Origin of the sequence: Streptomyces capoamus (assembly GCF_014654935.1) — a bacterium.
GTDB lineage: Bacteria > Actinomycetota > Actinomycetes > Streptomycetales > Streptomycetaceae > Streptomyces > Streptomyces capoamus.
Map to the genome: position 1 here is coordinate 182116 of NZ_BNBF01000017.1, position 21422 is coordinate 203537.

The 21422-nt window shown below is 73.2% G+C and carries 19 protein-coding genes and 2 pseudogenes; 13 read left to right on the forward strand and 8 right to left on the reverse strand.

Annotated features, from left to right (window positions below; translation table 11 throughout):
• The first annotated feature begins 69 nt into the window (after positions 1-69).
• Positions 70-1269: a glycoside hydrolase family 64 protein gene (locus IE312_RS25610; protein WP_189984678.1), complete on the forward strand. Its 1200-nt coding sequence runs from the start codon at positions 70-72 to the stop codon at positions 1267-1269.
• Positions 1270-1327: 58 nt separating this feature from the next.
• Here the strand turns inward: IE312_RS25610 and IE312_RS25615 are convergent.
• Positions 1328-3764, reverse strand: a pseudogene (locus IE312_RS25615) (M4 family metallopeptidase).
• A gap of 469 nt (positions 3765-4233) precedes the next feature.
• Here IE312_RS25615 and IE312_RS25620 point away from each other — a divergent pair.
• Positions 4234-5733 (forward strand): metallophosphoesterase family protein, encoded by a 1500-nt coding sequence (locus IE312_RS25620; protein WP_189984679.1) that lies wholly within the window; start codon positions 4234-4236, stop codon positions 5731-5733.
• Between the two features lie 66 nt (positions 5734-5799).
• Positions 5800-6831 carry an LLM class flavin-dependent oxidoreductase gene (locus IE312_RS25625; protein ID WP_189984680.1) on the forward strand — a complete coding sequence of 344 codons (1032 nt, stop codon included), beginning with the start codon at positions 5800-5802 and terminating at the stop codon, positions 6829-6831.
• 31 nt (positions 6832-6862) lie between these two features.
• Here IE312_RS25625 and IE312_RS25630 read toward each other — a convergent pair.
• Positions 6863-7837 (reverse strand): annotated as a pseudogene (locus IE312_RS25630) (TauD/TfdA dioxygenase family protein).
• Between the two features lie 259 nt (positions 7838-8096).
• Here IE312_RS25630 and IE312_RS25635 point away from each other — a divergent pair.
• Positions 8097-8819 carry a YoaK family protein gene (locus IE312_RS25635; RefSeq protein ID WP_189984681.1) on the forward strand — a complete coding sequence of 241 codons (723 nt, stop codon included), beginning with the start codon at positions 8097-8099 and terminating at the stop codon, positions 8817-8819.
• A gap of 294 nt (positions 8820-9113) precedes the next feature.
• Positions 9114-9548, forward strand: a complete 435-nt coding sequence (locus IE312_RS25640) for a cupin domain-containing protein (protein WP_189984682.1) — start codon at positions 9114-9116, stop codon at positions 9546-9548.
• A 31-nt stretch (positions 9549-9579) separates the two neighbouring features.
• Here IE312_RS25640 and IE312_RS25645 read toward each other — a convergent pair whose 3' ends face one another.
• Both IE312_RS25645 and IE312_RS25650 read right to left on the reverse strand, forming a co-directional pair.
• Complete coding sequence (locus IE312_RS25645) at positions 9580-10047, reverse strand: peroxiredoxin (RefSeq protein WP_189984683.1); 468 nt, start codon at positions 10045-10047, stop codon at positions 9580-9582.
• On the reverse strand, positions 10044-10424 hold the full coding sequence (locus tag IE312_RS25650) for a DoxX family protein (RefSeq protein ID WP_189984684.1): 381 nt from the start codon (positions 10422-10424) through the stop codon (positions 10044-10046). The genes IE312_RS25645 and IE312_RS25650 overlap by 4 nt, the downstream gene beginning before the upstream one ends.
• 139 nt (positions 10425-10563) lie before the next feature.
• Here IE312_RS25650 and IE312_RS25655 point away from each other — a divergent pair, with 139 nt between their 5' ends.
• Positions 10564-11322 (forward strand): IclR family transcriptional regulator, encoded by a 759-nt coding sequence (locus tag IE312_RS25655; protein ID WP_189984685.1) that lies wholly within the window; start codon positions 10564-10566, stop codon positions 11320-11322.
• Positions 11323-11536: 214 nt separating this feature from the next.
• Positions 11537-12634 carry a PP2C family protein-serine/threonine phosphatase gene (locus tag IE312_RS25660; RefSeq protein ID WP_229900425.1) on the forward strand — a complete coding sequence of 366 codons (1098 nt, stop codon included), beginning with the start codon at positions 11537-11539 and terminating at the stop codon, positions 12632-12634.
• Positions 12635-12688: 54 nt separating this feature from the next.
• On the opposite strand, the gene IE312_RS25665 is transcribed toward IE312_RS25660, so the two are convergent.
• Complete coding sequence (locus tag IE312_RS25665; protein WP_189984687.1) at positions 12689-13114, reverse strand: ATP-binding protein; 426 nt, start codon at positions 13112-13114, stop codon at positions 12689-12691.
• Between the two features lie 188 nt (positions 13115-13302).
• Between IE312_RS25665 and IE312_RS25670 the strand changes: the two genes are divergently transcribed.
• From IE312_RS25670 to hemC, 4 genes are all read left to right on the forward strand, one after another.
• Positions 13303-14070, forward strand: coding sequence for an IclR family transcriptional regulator (locus IE312_RS25670; protein ID WP_189984688.1), 768 nt, complete (start codon positions 13303-13305; stop codon positions 14068-14070).
• A 43-nt stretch (positions 14071-14113) separates the two neighbouring features.
• On the forward strand, positions 14114-15631 hold the full coding sequence (gene glpK / locus IE312_RS25675) for a glycerol kinase GlpK (protein ID WP_189984689.1): 1518 nt from the start codon (positions 14114-14116) through the stop codon (positions 15629-15631).
• A gap of 258 nt (positions 15632-15889) precedes the next feature.
• Positions 15890-16870, forward strand: coding sequence for an ATP-dependent DNA ligase (locus IE312_RS25680; RefSeq protein WP_189984718.1), 981 nt, complete (start codon positions 15890-15892; stop codon positions 16868-16870).
• An 18-nt stretch (positions 16871-16888) separates the two neighbouring features.
• Positions 16889-17830: a hydroxymethylbilane synthase gene (gene hemC, locus IE312_RS25685; RefSeq protein WP_189984690.1), complete on the forward strand. Its 942-nt coding sequence runs from the start codon at positions 16889-16891 to the stop codon at positions 17828-17830.
• A 44-nt stretch (positions 17831-17874) separates the two neighbouring features.
• On the opposite strand, the gene IE312_RS25690 is transcribed toward hemC, so the two are convergent.
• Positions 17875-18399, reverse strand: a complete 525-nt coding sequence (locus IE312_RS25690) for a hypothetical protein (protein WP_189984691.1) — start codon at positions 18397-18399, stop codon at positions 17875-17877.
• 412 nt (positions 18400-18811) lie between these two features.
• Between IE312_RS25690 and IE312_RS25695 the strand changes: the two genes are divergently transcribed.
• The gene (locus IE312_RS25695) at positions 18812-19609 is read left to right on the forward strand and encodes an RNA polymerase sigma factor SigF (RefSeq protein ID WP_189984692.1); all 798 of its coding nucleotides are present in this window, start codon (positions 18812-18814) and stop codon (positions 19607-19609) included.
• A 23-nt stretch (positions 19610-19632) separates the two neighbouring features.
• Here IE312_RS25695 and IE312_RS25700 read toward each other — a convergent pair whose 3' ends face one another.
• Entirely contained in the window at positions 19633-19893 is a 261-nt protein-coding gene (locus tag IE312_RS25700) for an ANTAR domain-containing protein (RefSeq protein WP_189984719.1), read from the reverse strand.
• Between the two features lie 182 nt (positions 19894-20075).
• Here IE312_RS25700 and IE312_RS25705 point away from each other — a divergent pair, with 182 nt between their 5' ends.
• Complete coding sequence (locus IE312_RS25705) at positions 20076-20885, forward strand: VOC family protein (RefSeq protein ID WP_189984693.1); 810 nt, start codon at positions 20076-20078, stop codon at positions 20883-20885.
• Positions 20886-20932: 47 nt separating this feature from the next.
• Here IE312_RS25705 and IE312_RS25710 read toward each other — a convergent pair whose 3' ends face one another.
• Positions 20933-21274 (reverse strand): VOC family protein, encoded by a 342-nt coding sequence (locus tag IE312_RS25710; protein ID WP_189984694.1) that lies wholly within the window; start codon positions 21272-21274, stop codon positions 20933-20935.
• Between the last annotated feature and the right edge of the window lie 148 nt (positions 21275-21422).

Below are 21422 nucleotides of genomic sequence, written 5' to 3' on the forward strand. Positions count from 1 at the left end.
ATCTGAGAGCGCTCTCAAACAGGTACGGACCAATTTCCGTACGACCCCGACCCCACACGGAGGTGGAGAGTGCCGCACAGGCTCACCCGCCGCGCGCTGCCCCTGACCGCCGCCTCGGCGCTGCTCGGCGGGCTGCTCGTCCTCGGCGCACCGGTCCCCGCCGGTGCCGCCGTCCCCGACACCGTCCCCCTGAAGATCACCAACAACTCGGGCCGCTCCGAGCCCGTCTACGTCTACGACCTCGGCACCCAGCTGTCCTCGGGCCGGCAGGGCTGGGCCGACGCCAACGGCGTCTTCCACGCGTGGCCGGCCGGCGGCAACCCGCCGACGCCCGCGCCGGACGCGGCGATACCCGGCCCGGCCGCCGGGCAGTCCAAGACGATCCGCATCCCGAAGTTCTCCGGTCGGATCTACTTCTCCTACGGCCAGAAGCTGGACTTCAGACTCACCACCGGCGGACTGGTCCAGCCTGCCGTGCAGAACCCCTCCGACCCCAACCGCAACATCCTCTTCAACTGGTCGGAGTACACGCTCAACGACTCCGGGCTGTGGCTCAACAGCACCCAGGTGGACATGTTCTCGGCACCGTACGCGGTCGGGGTGCAGCGGGCCGACGGCACGGTGAGCAGCACCGGGCACCTGAAGTCCGGGGGCTGGACCGGCTTCTTCAACGCGCTGCGCGGGCAGCCGGGCGGCTGGGCGGGCCTGATCCAGACCCGCTCCGACGGTACCGTGCTGCGCGCGCTGTCCCCGCTGTACGGCGTGGAGACCGGCGCGCTGCCGGCGAACGTGATGGACGACTACGTCAACCGGGTCTGGCAGAAGTACACGACCTCGACGCTGACCGTCACGCCGTTCGCGGACCAGCCGAACACCAAGTACTACGGCCGCGTCTCCGGGAACGTCATGAACTTCACCAACTCCTCCGGTGCGGTCGTCACGAGCTTCCAGAAGCCCGACGCCTCCAGCATCTTCGGCTGCCACAAGCTGCTGGACGCGCCCAACGACAACGTCCGCGGGCCCATCTCCCGTACGCTGTGCGCCGGTTTCAACAGGTCGACCCTGCTGGTGAACCCCAACCAGCCGGACACCACGACGGCGAACTTCTACCAGGACACGGTGACCAACCACTACGCGCGCAAGGTCCACGCGCAGCCGGCCGACGGGAAGGCGTACGCGTTCGCCTTCGACGACGTCGGCAACCAGGAGTCGCTGGTGCACGACGGCAGCCCGCAGCAGGCGTATCTCACGCTGGATCCGCTCAGCTGACACGGCACGGTCCCGCACCCCGGCGGACGGGGTGCGGGACCGCTGCGTCACGGGGTGCTCAGCCGGTCGTCAGGGCCGTGTCGTCGACGACGAAGCTGGTCTGCAGCGAGGAGTCCTCCACGCCGTTGAACTTCAGGGTGACCGTCGAACCCGCCAGCGAGGACAGGTCGAAGGTCTTCTGGGTGTAGCCGGAGGCCGCGTTGACGTTCGAGTAGGTGGCGAGGGTCTTCGAACCCGCGGTCACCGTCAGCTTGTCGTAGGCGGTGCTGCCGGTCTCGGCGGTGTCGATGTGCAGGTAGAAGGTCAGGGTCGCCTTGCAGCCCGCGGGGATCGTCACCGACTGGGACGCGGAGTCGGTGTGCGAGGAGCCGTACCCGTCCAGCCAGGCCTTGTAGGAGCCGCTGTGGGCCGCCTCACCGCTGTCGGTGGTGATGACGCCGCTGGTCGTGGTCCAGCCGGTGCTGCCCGACTCGAAACCGGGGTTGCTCAGCAGCTGCGCGGAGGTGCAGCCGCCGCCGGTCGTGCTGACCGTCCAGCTGAAGGTGGCGGTGCCGGTCGCACCGGTGGAGTCCTTCACCGTGACGGTGGTGCTGGACGTGCCCGCCGTGGTGGGCGTACCCGAGATCAGACCGGTCGAGCTGTTGATCGACAGGCCGGCGGGCAGTCCGGAGGCGCTGTAGGTCAGGGCGCCGCTGTTGGTGCTGCTCGCCTGGATCTGCAGGCTGACGGCGGTGCCGACCGTGGAGGACTGGCTGCCCGGGTTGGTGACCGTCACCCCGCTGCTCGGCGGGTTGATGTGGCCGCCGACGTTGATGCCGGCGAACGCGTTGCCCACTCCGGCGTACTGCGTGGAGTTGGTGCCGTACAGCGCGGCGGCGGCGTTCAGGGCGGCGGTGCGGGCGCCGGCGTAGTTGGTGCTGGACGTCATGTACGACGTCAGCGCCTTGTACCAGATCTTCAGCGCGGCGTCGCGGCCGATGCCGGTGACGGCCACGCCGTCGGAGGTCGGGCTGTTGTAGGTCACGCCGTTGATGACCTTGGTGCCGCTGCCCTCGGACAGCAGGTAGAACATGTGGTTCGCCGGACCGGAGGAGTAGTGCACGTCCAGGTTGCCGACGCCGGAGTACCAGCTGTCCGCCGACCCGCCGTCCTTGCTCGGCTTGTCCATGTAGCGCAGCGGGGTGCCGTTGCCGTTGATGTCGATCTTCTCGCCGATGAGGTAGTCACCGACGTCGGTGGAGTTGTTGGCGTAGAACTCCACGCCGGTGCCGAAGATGTCGGAGGTGGCCTCGTTCAGGCCGCCCGACTCACCGCTGTACTCCAGGCCCGCGGTGTTCGAGGTGACGCCGTGGCTCATCTCGTGGCCGGCCACGTCCAGCGAGGTGAGCGGGTCGTTGTTGCCCGACCCGTCGCCGTAGGTCATGCAGAAGCAGGTGTCGTCCCAGAAGGCGTTCACGTAGGCGTTGCCGTAGTGGACGCGGGAGTAGGCGGCGACGCCGTCGTTGCGGATGCCGCTGCGGCCGAAGGTGTTCTTGTAGAAGTCCCAGGTCACCGCGGCCGAAGGTGTTCTTGTAGAAGTCCCAGGTCACCGCGGCGCCGTAGTGCGCGTCCGCGCCGGCGGTGGCGGCGTTGGAGTTGGTGCCGTCGCCCCAGGTGTCGCTGGACTGCGAGAACAGCGTGCCGGTGCCGGAGGTGCCGTGGTTCAGGTTGTACGTCTTGTGACCGCCGCGGGTCCCGTCGTTCAGCGTGTAGGTCGAGCCCGACTGGGTCGTCGTCAGCGAGACCTGGCCGCTGTAGCGGGTGTTGCCGATGCCGGTGTCGACCGCCTGGAACCGGTGCAGTTCCTTGCCGGTGGTGGCATCGGTGATCACGTGCAGCCTGCTGGGCGTGCCGTCGTCCTGGAAGCCGCCGATCACGGTCTCCCAGGCGAGCTTCGGGGTGCCGGTGCCGGCCCAGATCACCTTGCGGGCGCTGTCGGTGGTGGGCTTCTTCGCGTGCAGGGTCTTCGCGGCCTTCAGCGCCTTGGTCGTGGCGGCGGCCCTGCTGACGGTGGCGGCGGTGGAACGCACCTTGATCGTGCGCTTGTTGTTGAAGGTGGTGCTCACCGTGCCCTTGGCCAGCGAGGCGGGCGGGGTGTGCACGACGAGGTCGCCGCCGAGGACGGGCAGCCCGGCGTACGTGCGCTCGTAGCGGGTGTGCAGGGTGCCGTCGTTGTCCTTGACGACGTCCTTGACGACGAGCTTCTCCTGCGCGCCGAGGCCCAGGCTGCGGGCGGTCGTCGCGGTGTGCTGCCGGGCGCTCTTGAGCAGCGCCTGGTGCTGGGCCGGGCTGAGCTTGGCCGCCAGGCCTCCGGCGCGCAGCGGGCTGGGGTGGGCCGCGGCCGGGGCTGCGGTCGCCGGGACCGCCTGGAGGCCGACGGCGAGGAAGGCCGCGGTGGAGAGCAGGGCTGCTCCGACCGTGGCTCCCTTGTGGGGAAGGGATCTGTGGGGTCTCACTCGTACTCCTCCTGCTGCGGCCGCCGGTCGGCGGCCGGTGACAGACGGGCAGAGGGGTCTGCTGCCCGGGCGAGCTGAGCTGTGCGTGACGGTGATCCGTGCTCCGGTGGGGTGGATCAGCGTGGTGAGAATGGCAGCATTGACCGAGCCATGTCACCGTGCGGCGGGTCAATCGAGGGTTTTCCCTATCGGTCCGAGGGACCCGAACAGGGAGACGTGAGGCGGGGGTTCCGCTCAGGTGGTGGCGTGACTGACGTCACACCACGGCGGGTAGAGGGGACAAGTGAGGGCCCCCAGGACGCCTGTACCGCACGCGATCGCGGCACCGCTGCGGGCGGTGGCCGCCACCGTCGGGCGGCCGGCTGTTCGCCGTCGCCGTCACCGGGGAAGCGGCGCGCGGGGGCCGTTCGGGCGTCGGGCGGGGCTCCTGTGCCCGGTTTCCGGCCTGCGCGTTGTTACGGTGCACCGCGTGTCTGACTCCTCACGCGATACCGCACAGGGCGCCGGCTGGGGCGCCGCCGAGCCCGGCTCCTACCGGAAGTTGATGCCCGGTCACGTCGAGAAGCTGTCGTGGCTGAACCCGCGCATACTGTGGGCCGCCCGCAACGGCGTGCTGGCGTCCTGGTTCGGGGACCCGACCGGTCGCACCCGCAGCCGCTGGGTGGCCCGGCGGGCGGCGGCCGGGGCGCCCGCCGACAAGGTGATCCGGCGGGACGTACCGGAGCGGTTCTCCTTCATGGTCATGGGGGACACCGGAGAGGGGGACGACTCCCAGTACGCCGTCGTACCGGGCTTCCTGAAGGAGAGTCGGGGCACCGACTTCGCGGTGATCGCCAGCGACGTCATCTACCCCGTCGGCGCCGCCGACGACTACGGCGACAAGTTCTTCCGCCCGTACCGGGACTACCCCGCGCCGATCTACGCCGTCCCGGGCAACCACGACTGGTACGAGGACCTCGGCGCCTTCATGCGCGTCTTCTGCGCCGACACCCCGCGCCTCGCCCCGGAGCCCCCCCGCCCGCTCACCCGCGCAGGGTGGCGCTCCCTGCTGTGGCACCGGCCCCGCCCCGCCGACGAGCAACGGCTCGCCCGGGCCCGGGCACTGCGGCCGGCACCCGGGCAGCAGGCCGAACAGCCGGGACCGTACTGGGCGATCGACGCCGGCCCGGTTCGGATCGTCGGCATCGACACCGGCCTGCTGGGCACGGTGGACGCCGAACAGGGTGCCTGGCTGCGGGAGGTGTCACGGGGGCCCCGGCCGAAGATCCTCGTCACCGGGTCCCCGTTGTACGTCGACGGCGAGCACCACCCCTGTCCCATCGAGGACGGCGGCTGGGTGGACGACATCGTCCGGGCCCCCGAGCACCACTACGTGGCCGCGATCGGCGGTGACATCCACAACTACCAGCGTTACCCGGTCGACGTGGACGGCCGCACCGTCCAGTACGTCGTCGCGGGCGGCGGCGGCGCGTTCATGCACGCCACGCACACCATCCCGCCGGTGTCGGTCGGCGGCGTCACCGAGCGGGAGTTCCGCTGCTACCCGCTGCGCGGCGACTCGCTCGCCTTCTACAGCCGGCTCTACGGCCGCCGGCTCCGGCTGCGCCGCCTGTTCACCCTGACGGAGGCGGAGGCGACGGCGGTGATCGCCGAGCGCCTCGGCATCGAGCCGGCCCGCGCACCCGGGCCCGGCACCCGGGTCACCCGCCGGGCCCGGCTGGTCGCGGGCCTGCTGGGGGCCGGCCGCCGTCCGGGCCGCCCCGCCCTGCTCCGGCTGCCCGTCCGGAAGGTCTACACCCGGCTGTTCTCCCCGTCGTCCGCCACCTACAGCCCGCCGTTCTTCAAGTGCTTCCTGCGGCTGGACGTCAGCCCGGACGCGGTCCGGCTGCGCTGTTTCGCAGCGACCGGCAACCGCGCGCAGGAACTCGACCCGCCGGTGGAGGACGAGGTCGTCATCCCGCTGAAGTGATCACACGGTTGTCACACTCGCCTGCGAGAATCGGGCGGGAGCCGACGTACGACCGCTGGAGGAGCCGTGCCGTCCACCCCCCGCCCGCTGCGCAAGCTGGGCTTCCTCACCATCGGCCTGTTCGACGCGGCGGACCCGGCCCGGGGCCACGAGTCCACGCTGGAGATCATCGAGCTGGGCGAACGGCTCGGCTTCGACAGCGCCTGGGTCCGCCACCGGCACCTGCAGTACGGCATCTCGTCACCGGTCGCCGTCCTGGCCGCGGCCTCGCAGCGCACCCGCCGGATCGCGCTGGGCACGGCGGTGATCCCGCTCGGCTGGGAGAACCCGCTGCGGCTCGCCGAGGACCTGGCCACGGTGGACATCCTGTCCGGCGGCCGGCTGAACCCGGGCGTCAGCGTGGGCCCGCCGATGCACTACGACCACGTCAAGGACGCCCTGTACCCGCACAGCGCGGACGCCGAGGACTTCGGGTACGAGCGGGTCCGGCGGCTGCTGGACCTGGTCCGCGGCAAGCCCGCCACCGACTTCAGCGGGGTGGAGGGCTTCGAGGTGTTCAGTGACGTCGTCCAGCCGCACTCCCCCGGGCTCGGCCGGCGGCTGTGGTACGGCGGCGGCAGCCTCGGCTCGGCCCGCTGGGCCGGCGAGCACGGGATGAACCTCCTGACGAGCAGCGTCGTCAAGGCCGGGGACGGCGACGGGCCGCCGGACTTCGCCGGGATCCAGCTGTCCCACATCCGGGAGTTCCGGGCCCGCCACCCCGACGGCGAGGCGGCCCGCGTCTCCCAGGGCCTGGTGGTGATCCCCACCGACTCGGCCAGTCCCGAGCAGCGCGCCAGGTACGCGGCGTACGCGGCCGAACGCCTGCCCCGCACGGCCTCCCCGCAGGGCCCGGCGCGCCTGCTGTTCGCCCCGGACCTGGTCGGCACCTCCGAGGAGATCGCCGAACGCCTCCACGCGCACGCCGCCTTCCGTGAGGTGGACGAGGTGGCGTTCGCGCTGCCGTTCACCTTCGGGCACGAGGACTACGTGCAGATCCTGACGGACATGGCGACGAAGCTGGGTCCGGCGCTGGGGTGGCGGCCGACGGCCGGCTGACCGTCGCCGCCGACGGACGGACGGCCGGCCGTCACCAGCGTCCCGGCTCCGTCCCCACGACCGCCTGCGAGGGCCTGCCGTCCACGCCGACGGGGACCTCTCCGGCGAGCATCACCCGGTGCATGATGCGCGCGGCACCCACGTGCGTGTGGTCGCTGGGAGCCAGGTGCATGGTGGCCCGGTTGTCTCAGAAGGCGACGCTGCCGGGCTCCCAGCGGAAGCGGACGGTGTACTCGGGACGGACCGCCTGCTCCAGCAGCATCTCCAGCAGGGCCGCGCTCTCCGGGCGGGAGACGCCGGTGATGCGCTCCAGGTAGTAGCCGTTGACGAACAGCACCCGCTCCCCCGTCTCCGGGTGCACCCGCACCAGCGGGTGGACCGAGGCCACCTGGTGGTCCAGCAGATGGCGGACGTAGGCGTCGTCGCCGGGCCGGGGCTGGTAGCCGACGCCGAGGCGGTGCTCGGCGCGCAGCCCGTCCACGAACGCGCGGACGGGGGCGGAGAGCCCGGCGTAGGCGGCGGCCAGGTTGGCCCAGGTGGTGTCACCGCCGTACGGCGGGACGGTCTCGGCGCGCAGGATCGTCGCGGCCGGCGGGTCGATCCGGGCGCCGTGGTCGCAGTGCCAGCCGCGCAGCAGGGTGTGCCGCCGCCGGTCCAGCCACTCGGCGTGCTCCATGCCGAACCGGCCGCCCAGCTCCAGCCGGTCCGCCGTGGTCTCCACCTCCGGGAAGCCGGCCGGTGAGACACTGCCCCGCCGGCCGAGGACGACGGGATCACCGAACCGGCGGGCGAGGGCGACGTGCCCGGCGTGGTCCAGCCGTTGCCCGCGGAAGAAGACCACCTTCCAGCGCAGCACGGCCTGCCGGATCAGGGCCACCACCGCGTCGTCCAGCGGCCCGGCGAGGTCCGCCCCGGTGATCTCGGCGCCGATGTTCCCGGCGACCGGCCTCACCTCCACGCCCGCGACGCGGTCCGCTGCTTCCCCGGCCGTCCTGTCGGTCGTCATGCGCCCTCCGGTGCTCGTCCTGTCACTGCCGGGAAGATCGTGTCACCCGCGGGCACCGGAGGGCGGGCGGAGGCACGGATGCTCCCCGTCCCTGGCACGGCGCCGGCCACCACGCGGGGCCGGGGCTGAACCGGTCGGATCATCACCGGATGCGGGCGGCGGCGGGCCACCGGAGGATGAGGTCGGCTCGCACACGGGGTCCGGCGGCCGGCTCCGGGCGCCGGCCGCTCCCCTGCCGGACGGCTGATCGGTGGACGGCGTGAACAGTGAACCGGCGCGCAGGCACGTCCGGATCGCCGTCGTGCTGTTCGCGCTGACCGTGACCGCGGGCGCGGTCGACGCCATCACCTTCCTCGGGCTCGGGCACGCGTTCGCCGCCCTGACGACCGGCAACGTCCTGTTCCTCGGGTTCGGGGTGGTGCGGGCCGGGACGCCGGTCGCCCGCCCGGCCGAGGCGCTGGCCGCCTTCACCGTCGGAACCCTGGCCGCCCACCTGGTCGTCACCCGGCTCGATCGCCGTGGACGCGGGTGGTTCGTGCGGGCCGTCACCGTGGAGGCCGGGACGGTGCTGGCGGCCGGGCTGCTGGTCGTGGGCACGAGCGGGCGGCACGCCCCCGCCGAACCGTCCCTGTCCCTGGCCGTCGTGCTGCTCGCGGCGGCCATGGGGTGGCGCAGTCGCGTCATGATGCAGGCGCGCATCCCGGACATGCCGACCACCGTGTTGCAGATGACCTTGGTGAAACTGCTCTCGGACCTCCCGCCGGGGCGCTCGGCCGCGCCCCGTGAGCCGCCGCTGGCGCGGGCGCGGCGCGCCGGAACCGTGTGCGGCGTGTTCGCCGGCGGGATCGTGGGCGCCCTGCTGCTGCGCCTGGGGCCGGGTCCGGCCCTGTTGTGCGTGGCGGGACTGTCCGGCTGCGTCACCGCCCTGTACGCCCGGGCCCGGCGGTTGCGGCCGCCGCCGGAGACGGCGAGTGTCCGGTGACCCGCGGGCCCTCGACACGCTCCTGACCGGGTCCGCCGAGGGCGGCCCAGGCCGCCGGGAGGTCGGCAGTTCGGCACCCCCGGCTGCCGGGTCCGCAACCCCGGGCCCGCGGCGGGTCCGCGCGGTGCGGTCCGGACGCACCCCGGTCCAGGTGGCCGTGCGGACCGGCCGGGGCCGGCGGCCGCGCCGCGGTACGCGGCCGGGGCGATCCGGATCAGTGGATTCCGGCCCCGGCGCGCCCGCTGTGCCTCTATGTTCGCGGCGGTATCCGCTCGCGTCCCTGGAGGCTTACGCATGCGCACCGCACTCCGTACCGCCGTGACCGGCGTGCTGACCGCCGCCACCGTCCTCACCTGCGGGTCCGCCGGGGCGACCCCGGCGGGCCCCGGGGTGACGGCCCGGATCCTCGCGCAGACCACGGTCGGGGGCACCGACTACACCCTGCGGGAGATCACCGTCCCGCCCGGTCAGAGCACCGGCTGGCACTACCACGACGGTCCGCTGTACGGGGTCGTGCGGCAGGGCACGCTCAGCCACTTCGACGCCGGGTGCGCCTCGGACGGTGTGTACCGCGCGGGCGCGTCGATCACGGAGCCGTCCGGCGCGGACCACGTCCACATCGGCCGCAACCTGGGCGACACGCCGCTCGTGCTCGAGGTGCTGTACGTGCTGCCGCACGGCTCGCCGTTCTCCGAGGACGCGCCGAACCCGGGCTGCCCGTTCCAGTGAGCCCCGGCCCCTGCGGCGCGTGGGCGGCCGTTCAGTGCCGGTGGGCACGCAGGGCGGCGAGGGCCCGGTCGGCGTGGGTGTTCATGCGCAGTTCGCTGCGGACGACCTCCAGGACGGTACGGTCCTGGGCGATCACGAAGGTGACCCTCCTGGTCGGGGCAAGGGAGAAGCCGCGTCGGACGCCGAACCGGTCGCGGACCGTGCCGTCGGCGTCGGAGAGCAGGGGCATGCCGAGGCCGTGCCGGCCGGCGAACTCCTGCTGCTTGTCGACGGTGTCCCCGCTGACCCCGACCGGCCGGGCGCCGACGGCGGCGAACTCGGCGGCGAGGTCCCGGAAGTGGCAGGCCTCGGCGGTGCAGCCGGGGGTGAGGGCGGCGGGGTAGAAGAAGAGGACGACGGGGCCGTCGGCCAGCAGTCCGGTGAGCCGGCGGATCGTGCCGGTCTCGTCGGGCAGGGCGAAGTCCTCGGCCTTGTCGCCGATCGCGAGGCGCTCGCTCATGACCGCCCCGCCCCGCCGCGGGCCACCGCGCGTGCCCACAGCACCAGGGGCAGCTGGAGGGGCAGCCGGGCGAGGGCCGCGGTCTTCAGCGGCGCCGGCCGGTCGCGCCAGTCGACGGCCATCTGGACGTTCGCCGGGAAGACGCCGACGAAGAAGGCGGCCGCCGCCCTCGCGGCGGGCGCGCGGGTCCCGGGCGCCGCGATCCCGGCCGCCAGGGCCAGTTCGACCGCTCCGCTGCCGTACGTCCAGGCCCTGGGCGGACCCGGCAGCGCGCGCGGGACGATCGCGTCGAACGTCCGTGGGGTGGCGAAGTGGGCGACCCCGGCGGCCGCCAGCAGACCGGCGAGCAGCAGGGGTGAGCGTTGGGACCGGGACACGGTTCCTCCTTCGGTGGCCTGCGCCGGATATTACTGGACGGTAGGGCCGGGGGCGGGTTTCCGGGAAGGTGAACGGAGGCGTCCGTCGTCGTCCCGTCCGGTCTTGCCCGTGCCAGGGGGCCCGGGGCAGCCTGGTGCCATGGGTGGTCAGGACGGGCCCACCCTCATCGGCTCCGTGCAGCGGGCCTTCCGACTGCTGGAGGCGGTGAGCGAGCACGAGAACGGCGCGCCCGCGAAACAGCTGGCACGCGAGACGGGGCTGCCCCTGGCCACCGCCTACCACCTGCTGCGCACCCTGGTGCACGACGGATACGTGCGGAAACTGGAGGACGGCGGGTTCGTCCTCGGCGACCGGCTGAACTCGCTGCACACGGCGGGCCGCACCCAGGCGCTGCTCAGCCGCGTGCGCCCGGCGCTGGCCTCGCTGCGGGACGAACTGTCCACCGCCGCCTATCTCACGTTCTACGAGGACGGCGAGATCAGGGTGGCCGACATCGTCGACGGCCCCCGCACGCCCCGGGTGGATCTCTGGGTCGGCTTCGAGGACGCCGGGCACGCCACCGCGCTGGGCAAGTCCGTGCTGCGCGAGATGGACGAGGAGGCGCGCCGGGACTACCTCTCCCGCCACCACCTGGCCGACCTCACGCCCCGCACGGTGACGAGCGTGCCGGAGCTGCTGCGCAGGATCCAGTCGCCCCCGCTGGCTCCGGCCGTCACGGACCTGGAGGAGTACGCGCTCGGCACCGTGTGCGTCGCCGTCCCCGTCTACCGCGGCGGCGTCATCGGCTCGCTCGGCGTCTCCCTGCCGGCGGAGCGGCGGGACCGCCTCCGGGAGATCCGGTCCCGGCTGCTCCCGATCGCGAGCCGGGTGACCAGAGGGCTCTCGCTCACTATCTGAAAATCCGCTCCTTGTCGCCGCCCGCCCCCAGCCCGTTTGCTGGATGAAACGGACATTACGGGTGTGCACCCCTAGCGGCGAGGACTGCGGACGAGACATGAGCCAGCCCCGACACCAAGGCGGCGACCACACACCGACGCGGCTGTCCCGGAACCGTGCGGCGCGCGCCTGGTCATCGGTACGCCGGCGCACCGCCGGGCAGCTGGCCGCCAGCATGCCCGCACTGCCGGTCCTGGTCGTCGCCGTCGTCGTCCTCGTCGACGTCGCCGGCGGGGCCGGGATGGTCTGGCTGCCGCTGCTCGCCGCGGGGCCCGCGCTGGCGGCCACCACCAACGGGCCGCGCGGGGTGCTGGGCGCCGGCCTCCTCGCCGCGGCCACGGGCACGGTGCTGGGCGTCGTGCACGGCACCCCCGCGCACGACCTGGCGGCCGTCCTGTGCGCCCTGTCCGCCGTGACCGCGGCGAGCGGTCTGGCCGGCGTGCTGCGCGGCCGGCGCGAACGGGTCCTCGCGGCCGTCCGCTCGGTCGCCGAGGCCGCCCAGCAGGCCCTGCTCCAGCCCGTCCCCGAGAGGGTCGGCCCGTTCCGGGTCGCCGTCCGCTACAGCGCCGCGGCGGCCGAGGCCCGCATCGGCGGGGACCTCTACGCCCTGGTGCCCACCCAGTACGGCATCCGGCTGATCGTCGGCGATGTGCGCGGCAAGGGGCTGCCCGCCGTGGGGACCGCCGCGCTCGTGCTCGGGGTGTTCCGCGAGGCCGCCCAGGACGAGCCCGACCTGCTCGCCGTCGTCGGCAGGATCGAGCGGAGCCTGGCCCGCAATCTCGGCCCCGACGACTTCGTCACCGCCGTGGTCGTCGGCTGCCCCGGGTCGGGACACCTGGAGGTGGTCAACTGCGGGCACGCGCCCCCGCTGCTGATATCACCGTCCGGGGAGGTCCGGGCGCTGGACGCCGACCGCCCCGCGCCGCCCCTCGGCCTGCGCGCCCTGTCGGGGCTCCACCCCGGCCTGCAGCGTCTGCCGTTCGCGGTGGGCGAGCAACTGCTGCTCTACACCGACGGGGTCACCGAGGCCCGCGACCACGCGCGCCGGTTCTACCCGCTGCCGGACGGGGTGGCCCGCCACGCCGGCGACGATCCGTCCCGCACGCTCACCGCGCTCCACGAGGAGCTGCTGGCGCACGTCGGCGGCCGGCTGCACGACGACGCCGCCCTGCTCCTGCTCCGCAAGGAGACCCAGCAGGAACCCTCCTCGCACGAGCCCTCCTCCGGAGCCGCCGCACCGCCCCTTCCGGAGGCTGCGCTGCGCTGCGGCTGACCGCGTCCGTACCGACCCGCCGGGGCGCCCGTCACGACCGTCCACCGCTCCCCCTCACCCGGCGACCAGCTCGGCCCAGCGGGTGACCCCGCCCGGGTGGATGCGGATGCCGGAGTGCGTCGCCAGGGCACGGACGATCGCCTCGCCGCGGCCGTGCTCGTCCGGGTCGAACCCGTCGAGCGGCCGGCCCGCATGGCGCTCGGGTCCCGCGTCGGTGACCTCCACCCGCAGGGTCCGGCCGCCGGCGCCGGGCTTCCAGGACAGCCGCAGCTCGGCCGGGGGCCGGGCGTGGATGATCGCATTGGTGGCCAGTTCGGACACGACGAGCAGGGCGTCCTCGACGATCTCGGAACACACGCTCCAGTCCGCGAGGACCGCCGCCGCGCGTCGGCGCACGGCCGCGACCGCGCCGGCGACGGGCGGCACCGGACACACGTGTTCGCATGCCGCCCGGAGCAGCGTGTTGAGCTGTGCCGCCATGTTCTCTCCCGATGGTGTGTGCCGCCCGGTCGGGCGCCGTGCCTCGGCGTCTTCCGGGCTCCTCTGCACGCTAGGGAGACAAATCCGGCGGGTCAATGAACGTCGGTCGGCATTACCGAACGCACCGGCCGGTGCCGCCGCGTCCCGCCCGCGGGGCGAAGCGTCCGCGGCGGTAATAGGCTCGGCTCATGGCCGGCCCAGTCCAGTCGATCGAACGGGCGGCGGCGATCCTGCGCCTGCTCGCCGGTGGCCCCCGCCGACTCGGCCTCGGCGAGGTGGCGGCGTCGCTCGGCCTGGCGAAGGGCACCGCCCACGGCATCCTGCGCACGCTCCAGCACGTGGACTTCGTGGAGCAGGACGCGGCGACCGGGAAGTACCAGCTCGGTGCCGCGCTGCTGCACCTCGGCACCAGCTATCTGGACGTCAACGAGCTGCGCTCACGCTCCCTGAACTGGGCGGACGCGCTGGCCGCCCGCAGCGGGGAGGCGGTGCGCCTGGGCACCCCGCTGGAGGGCCAGGTGCTCATCGTCCACCACGTGTTCCGGCCGGACGACACCTTCCAGACGCTGGACGTGGGCGCGCTGCTCCCCCTGCACGCCTCCTCGCTCGGCAAGGTCCTGCTGGCCTTCGGGACCGCGGCCGTCGAAACCGGCCGGGAGCCGGGGCTGGAGGCGTACACCCGGCACACCCTGGTCGATCCCGAGGGGCTCGCCCGGGCGCTCACCGAGGTCAGGGAAGCCGGCTGGGCCGCCGAGATCCAGGAGATGAGCATGGGCGAGGCCGGGCTCGCCGCGCCGATCCGGGGCCACGGCGGCCTGGTCGTCGGCGCCATCGGCCTGTCCGGGCCGGTCGAGCGGATCTGCGACGGCCGGCTCCATCCCCGGCCCCCTCTGATCAGCCTGATCCGCGAGGCCGCGCGGGCGATCTCCAGAGACCTGGGAGCCGCCCGCTGGTAGCCCAGGAAAGCCGCCCTCGATCCGTCGGAAGGCAGACCCGATCATGGCCGAACGGTACGTGATGTCCATCGACCAGGGCACCAATTCGACCCGCTGCATCCTCTTCGACCACCGTGGGCGGCTGGTCTCGGTCGCACAGAAGGAACACCAGCAGCACTTCCCCCGGCCGGGATGGGTCGAGCACGACGCGGTCGAGATCTGGCAGAACCTGCGGCGCGTGGTCCCCGAGGCCCTGTCCGAGGCCGGTGTCGGGCAGGACGACATCGCGGCCATCGGTCTGGCCAACCAGCGCGAGACGACGGTGCTCTGGGACCGGCGGACCGGCGCGCCGCTGGGCCGGGCGATCGTCTGGCAGGACACCCGTACGGCGCCGCTCGTCGAGGAACTGGGACGGCACCCCGGAGCGGAGTTCTTCCTCGACCGGTGCGCGCTGCCGCCCTCGACCTACTTCTCGGCGCTGCGGATCAGATGGCTGTTCGACCACGTCAAGGGGATCGAGGAACGCGCCCGGAACGGCGAGGTGCTGTTCGGGACGATGGAGAGCTGGCTGATCTGGAACCTCACCGGGGGCACCGACGGCGGGCTGCACCTCACCGACCCCACCAACGCCAGCCGCACGATGCTGATGAACATCCGCAGCCTCACCTGGGACGACGAACTGCTGGACTTCTTCGGTGTGCCCCGCTCGATGCTGCCCGCGATCAGGTCGTCCGCCGAGCCGTACGGCGAGGCCCGCGCGCTGCTGCCGGGCGTCTCCATCACGGCCGCCCTGGGCGACCAGCAGGCCGCCCTCTTCGGCCAGACCTGCTTCTCCCCCGGCGAGGCGAAGTGCACCTACGGCACGGGCAGCTTCCTGCTGCTCAACACCGGCGCCGACCCCGTGCGGTCCCGGCACGGCCTGCTCACGACCGTCGCCTACCAGATCGGCGACCAGCCTCCGGTGTACGCCCTGGAGGGGTCCATCGCCATCACGGGCGCCCTCGTCCAGTGGTTCCGGGACCGCCTGGGCCTGATCAGCAGCGCCCCGGAGATCGAGACGCTCGCGCGGACGGTGGAGGACAACGGCGGCTGCTACATCGTGCCCGCCTTCTCGGGGCTGTTCGCGCCCCGCTGGCGCAGCGACGCACGCGGGGTGATCGTCGGCCTGACCTCGTACATCACCAAGGGCCACCTGGCGCGTGCCGTCCTGGAGGCCACCGGCTGGCAGACCCGCGAGGTCGTCGACGCCATGAACGCGGACTCCGCCGTCGCGCTGCAGCAGCTCAAGGTGGACGGGGGCATGACGGCGGACAACCTGCTCATGCAGTTCGTGGCCGACGTGCTCGACGTGCCGGTGGTGCGCCCCATGGTCGCCGAGACGGTCTCCCTGGGCGCGGCCTACGCGGCCGGGCTGGCCGCCGGCTACTGGCCGGGGCTGGAGGTGCTGCGCCGCAACTGGCACCGGGCCGCGCAGTGGCTGCCCGCCATGGACCCCGGGCGACGGGAGGCGGAGTACGAGAACTGGCAGCGGGCCGTCGAACGGTCGCTGGGCTGGGTCAGGGCGGCACCCCGCACGCCGTGAGGAGAGCCGCGGCCGACATCCGGGCGAACGCACGCCGCTCGACCGCTCCCGCAGCCCGCCCGACCGCTCCCGCTCCCGCCGGACCGCGCCGACAGGACCGGCGGCCCGCCGCCGGCGTCGACACCCGGGACCGCCGCGGTCCGGTCCGGCGTCCGCGGACGACCGGGGCGGCGCCCCGTGCGGGCCCGTTCAGGGGAACCCGGAGGGAAAGGAGCGTGAGGGCGCCGGGCCCGGTCGAGACCTTCTGCCGTGACCGCCGTGACCCTGCCGCTCATCCCGCCGATGCTCGCCACGTCCGGGACGCTGCCGCCGGCCGCCCAGGACGCGCGGTGGGCGTACGAGACCAAGCAGGACGGACAGCGGGTGATGGTCTACCTGCCCGGCGACGGCAGCGTGCTGCTGCGCGCCCGCTCGGGCGAGGACATCACCGCCGCCTACCCCGAACTGCGGCCGCTGGGCGGGGCGCTGGGGACCGTACCCGCCGTACTGGACGGCGAGGTGCTGGCCCTGGACGAGCGGGGACGGGCCGACTTCCAGCTGCTGCAGAGCCGGATGGGCCTGGCGCACGCTCCCGCGCGGGCGGCGCGCCGGGCCGCCCGGGTGCCGGTGCACCTGGTGCTGTTCGACGTGCCCTACCTGGCGGAACCACTGGTCCGGCTGCCGTACACGCGGCGCCGGGCGCGGCTGGAGGAGCTGGGGCTGGCCGGGCCGTACTGGTCGACGCCGGCCGCCGTGACCGGGCACGGCGCCGAGGCGCTGCGCGCCACCCGGGAGCACGGCCTGGAGGGCCTGGTGTGCAAGCGGCTGGACTCGGTGTACGAGCCCGGGGTGCGGTCCCGCGCCTGGATCAAGATCCGGAACATGCGGGCCGAGGACGTGATCGTCGGTGGCTGGCTGCCCGGCAAGGGGCGGTTGAGCGGCCTGCCCGGTGCCGTGCTGGCGGGGCAGCGGGACCCCGCCGGCCGGCTGCGGTACGTCGGCGGGGTGGGCACCGGCTGGAGCGAGGCCGAGCGCGCCGCCCTGGCGGAACTCCTGCGGGACGCGGCGAGCGAGCGGTGCCCCTTCGACCCGGTGCCGCGCGTGCCGGGCGCCCGGTGGGTGCTGCCCCGGCTGGTGGGCGAGGTCAGTTACAGCACCCGGACCCGGCACGGGATGCTCCGCCAGCCGTCCTGGCTGCGGCTGCGCCCCGACCTCACCCCGGAGGAGTCGGCGGCGGACCTGCCCACGGACGCGGGATGAGCCACGGGGGTCTATCGTGTGCGCATGCCGGTTCCCGAACTGATCCGAATCGTCTCCCGTGACTCGCCCATGGCGCTGGCCCAAGTGGAGCGGGTCCGCGCCGAGTTTGCGGTGCTGCACCCGGGTGTGCGCACCGAGGTCGTCCCCGTGCGGACCACCGGCGACAAGTGGCTCGGGGATCTGTCCCAGGTCGAGGGCAAGGGGGCGTTCACCAAGGAGGTCGACGCCGCCCTGCTGGCCGGGGAGGCGGACCTGGCCGTGCACTGCGTCAAGGACGTCCCGGCCGACCGTCCGCTGCCGGCCGGTACGGTGTTCGCCGCGTTCCTGAAGCGGGACGACATCCGGGACGCGCTGGTGCACCCGGGCGGGCTCACCCTGGACGAACTTCCGGCCGGCACCCGTATCGGCACCTCCGCGGTGCGCCGGATCGCCCAACTGGCCGCCACCCACCCGCACCTGCAGTGCGTGCCGTTCCGCGGCAACGCCAACCGCCGGCTGGAGAAGCTGGCGGCCGGCGAGGCGGACGCGCTGCTGCTGGCGGTGTCCGGCCTGGAGCGCATCGGCCGGACGGACGTGATCAGCGAAGTGCTGTCCCCGGAGACGATGATGCCGCCGATCGGGGCGGGCATCCTCGCCCTGCAGTGCCGGCAGGACGACACCGAACTGATCGATGCGGTCAGCGGGCTCGGGGATCCGGCCACGCACCGGGAGGCGACGGCCGAGCGGATGTTCCTGCATGTGCTGCAGGGCCACTGCAACAGCCCCATCGCCGGCTACGCGCGCGTGGACCGCAGCGGTGAACTCTCCCTGCGCGCCTGTGTCTTCACACCGGACGGCAAGACCCGGCTGAACGCCCACGAGTGGGCGGGCCGGCTGGATCCGGCCACGCTCGGCACCTCGGTCGCGGTGGCGCTGCTGCGCCAGGGCGCGCGCGAGATCATCGACGGCATCCCGCACTGATCCACGGGGCGGCGCTCGCGGTACGACGGGTGCCGCCCCGCGGATCAGGCGGAGCCGGGCTCCGCCTGGTCCCTCAGGAAAGCACTGACCTGGTGGGCCAGGCTGCCCTGACCGGTGCCCGCGGGCGCGGCCGCCGCGGTGGGCTCCACGGCGCCGATGCCGCCCGCCCACAGCCTGCGGTCGGCCCACTCGTCGTCCACCCGCAGCTGCACCTGCACGTCCACATGGGTGAGGGCGGCCTCGGGCGCGGCGGCGTAGACGACGGCGGTGGCCCGGCGCAGCGGGTAGACGTCGAAGCCCTCGATGAACTGGGAGTTGCGCCAGTCGATGAAGGCGCCCTCACCGTCCGGGCCGACCCGGACGTCGATCTGGCCGTCCTCGAGGTGGATGCCGTAGTGGCGCGCGCCGCGGTTCTCGACGGTCACCCGGACACTGAAGTACGTCAGCCCGGCGGCGGCGTCGTCCCGTCCGCGCGGCGGCTCGGCCGCCTCCAGGCGGTGGACGCGGACCCGCAGACCGGCATGCTCCTCGCACTCCTGCCAGTCCCCGACCACGTTCGGCTCGTACACGGTGCCCCTCTCGACCTTCGAGAGCTGCTGTCTATCTGTGTGCCGAGTGCACTGTCAAATGAGCAGAATGCGCTGTGGCCAGGGTATTCGCCCGCTTTGATCAGTGATCAAGCGCTGCCCAGGAAGAACGGTCGCGGGGCGCCTTCCGGCCGGCCGCGGGCGCGTGTGGCACATCACGTCCCCGGCGGAACCGGTACGGGCGACGACCCATGCCTGATGTACTGCCCGATTTGCCACTATTGTTTCTAGATGTCCCTAAGTGGGAATGAGTAGACAAGTGCTTCGGACAGGAGGCACGTCCGTGGGAGGCGGGAGGTGACCGCGCCCCGGTGTCCTTTCCATGATCTCCATGATCCGAGCGCACCCCCCACGGTGTCTGTCCATCCAGCACCTGCTGAGAGAGGTGCGCGCAATGCGTGTCACGGGCAGCACGAAGCCCCATCCCCATGACGACGCCCCGGACACGGCGGACGCCTTCAGGCGGCTCGCCGGTCTGTCGGACGGCCCCGAGCGCCAGGCGCTCCGGGACGAGCTGGTCCGGCTGTGGCTGCCGATGGCCGAGCGGATCGCCGTACGCTTCCGCGGCCGCGGCGAGGCCCTGGAAGACCTGTACCAGGTGGCCGCCCTGGGCCTGGTCAAGGCCGTCGACCACTACGACCCCGACCGCGGCCGTGCCTTCGAGGCGTACGCCGTGCCCACCATCACCGGTGAGATCAAGCGCCACTTCCGGGACCACATGTGGACCCTCCACGTGCCGCGCCGGGTGCAGGACCTGCGCAACCGGGTCCGCGCCGCCACGAAGGAGCTGTCGCAGACCACGCCGGGCCGGGCCCCCTCCGTCGCCGAGATCGCCGCGCACACCCGGCTGAGCGAGGACGAGGTGCGCACCGGCATGGAGGCGCTGGAGTGCTTCTCCGCGCTGTCCCTGGACGCCGAGGTGGCCGGCACCGACGGCTACGCCCTCGGCGACTCGCTCGGCGGACCGGACCCGGGGTACGACCTCGTCGTGGACCGGGCCGCGGTCAAGCCGTGCCTGGCGGCGCTGCCGGAGCGCGAGCGCACCATCCTCTACCTGCGGTTCTTCGGCGGCATGACACAGAGCCGGATCGCCCAGCAGCTCGGTATCTCGCAGATGCACGTCTCCCGGCTGCTCAGCGGCTGCTTCGACCGGCTGCGCGAGGAACTGCTCGCGGAGGCCCGCACCCGCTGAGGTCCCCCGCCCGCCCACGCGGGCTACTCCTCCTCGGAACCCGGCACCTGGGTGGGACCGTACCGGTCCAGCGCGTCCTCCAGCGCGGCCCGCACCTCGGCGGGGATGTCACCGCGCCGCCCCCAGATCAGGATCAGCTCCGCGATGTTGCGCAGCTTGATGTTGGTGTGCTGGGAGACGTCCTTGAGCACCTGCCACCCGCGGTCCGGGGTGATCCGGCCGAGGGCCACCACCATCCCGATCGCCTGGTCCACGACCGCGTGGGAGGCCATCGCCTCCTTCATCTGGCGGACCTCCGCCTGCAGCGCGGCCACCCGGTCGGGCTCGCTCTTCGCCACCCCTCCATGCTGCGCAGGTGCCTGGGCACCCGCCACCCGGGGTACCCGGGAGGCACACCACCCCGTTCCGGCCGGACACTGGTGGCACACCGGTGGCCGCCCGGCCCCGAGAGCAGGACGCGAGTGCCATGACACACGACACCCCCGCCGGCGCCGGACCGCGCAGAAGAGAAGTCGTCTCCACCGATTCCGTCTTCGGCGCGCCCTGCTGGGTGAGTCTGACCAGCCGCGACCTCCAGGCCACCCAGGACTTCTACGCCGCCGTCCTGGGCTGGCGCTGGCGCGGTGCCGAACTTGGCGAGCACTTCCGCATCGCCCTGGCCGACGGGGTCCCGGTGGCCGGGATCGCCGCCGTCGCCTCCATGTGGCAGATGGCGGTGGCCTGGACCCCCTACTTCGCCGTGCCCGACGCCGACGTGGCCGTGTCCCGCGTCCGGGAGCGCGGCGGTACGGCGGCGGTGGGGCCGCTGTCCTTCCCGCCGGGCCGGGCCGCCCTGCTGGCCGACCGGGACGGGGCCACCTTCGGGATCTGGCAGGGCGAACTGGTCACCAACTGGGAGGCGTGGCGGCAGGCGGCGCCGACCTTCGTCCGGCTGCACACCCGGGACGCCTTCGACGCGGCGATCTTCTACGGCGAGATCCTGGACTGGGCGAGCGGGCTGCCGGGCTGCTGCGAGGTCGAGTACGAGGGTGGCGAGGTGGTGCTGCGCAGCCGCGGCGACATCGTGGCGCGTATCGACTCGGGCGCGGTGGAGGCGGCTCCGGACCCCGAGGTACGGCCGCACTGGCAGATCCACTTCTCGGTGGCCGACGTGGCCGGCTGCGCCCGCGCGGCGGAGAAGCACGGCGGGAGCGTCCTGCGCGAGGACGAGACGGAGGCGATCCTGCGGGACGCCGACGGGGCCCAGTTCACGGTGACGTCACGGGGCAGCCCCTGAGTCCGGCGCGCGCCGGACCCAGGGCCGCCGTCGAAGCGGAGCTCGGCTCAGTGGACGCAGAACTCGTTGCCGGCCGGGTCCTGCAGCACGGTCCAGGTGAGACCCGGAACGCTGTGCTCGCCGACGACGCTCGCCCCCAGACCGACCAGCCGCTTCACCTCCTGGGCCAGGCCCGTGCCGGGCGCGGCGGCGAAGTCGATGTGCACACGGTTCTTGCCCCGCCGCTCTTCGGCCACGCGCTGGAAACCCAGTGCCAGCGGCTGCGCTCTGACGATGACGAAGTCACCGTGGTCCTGGGCGATCTCACCTCCCAGCGCAGTGGCCCACCACTGGGCCAGCTCCTGCGGTTCCGCGCAATCCACCGTGATCATCACTGCTGCCATAGTCATGATCGCCACCCTAACCACGGCCACTGACAGGGCGTCCTCGGCATGGCGCGCGGCGGGGAGCACGACGGCCCCGTCATCGGGCGGCACGCGACGGGCGGGACAGCAGGACCAGGCTCCGCGCCTCCACCCGGAGCTTCGTCGCCGCCTT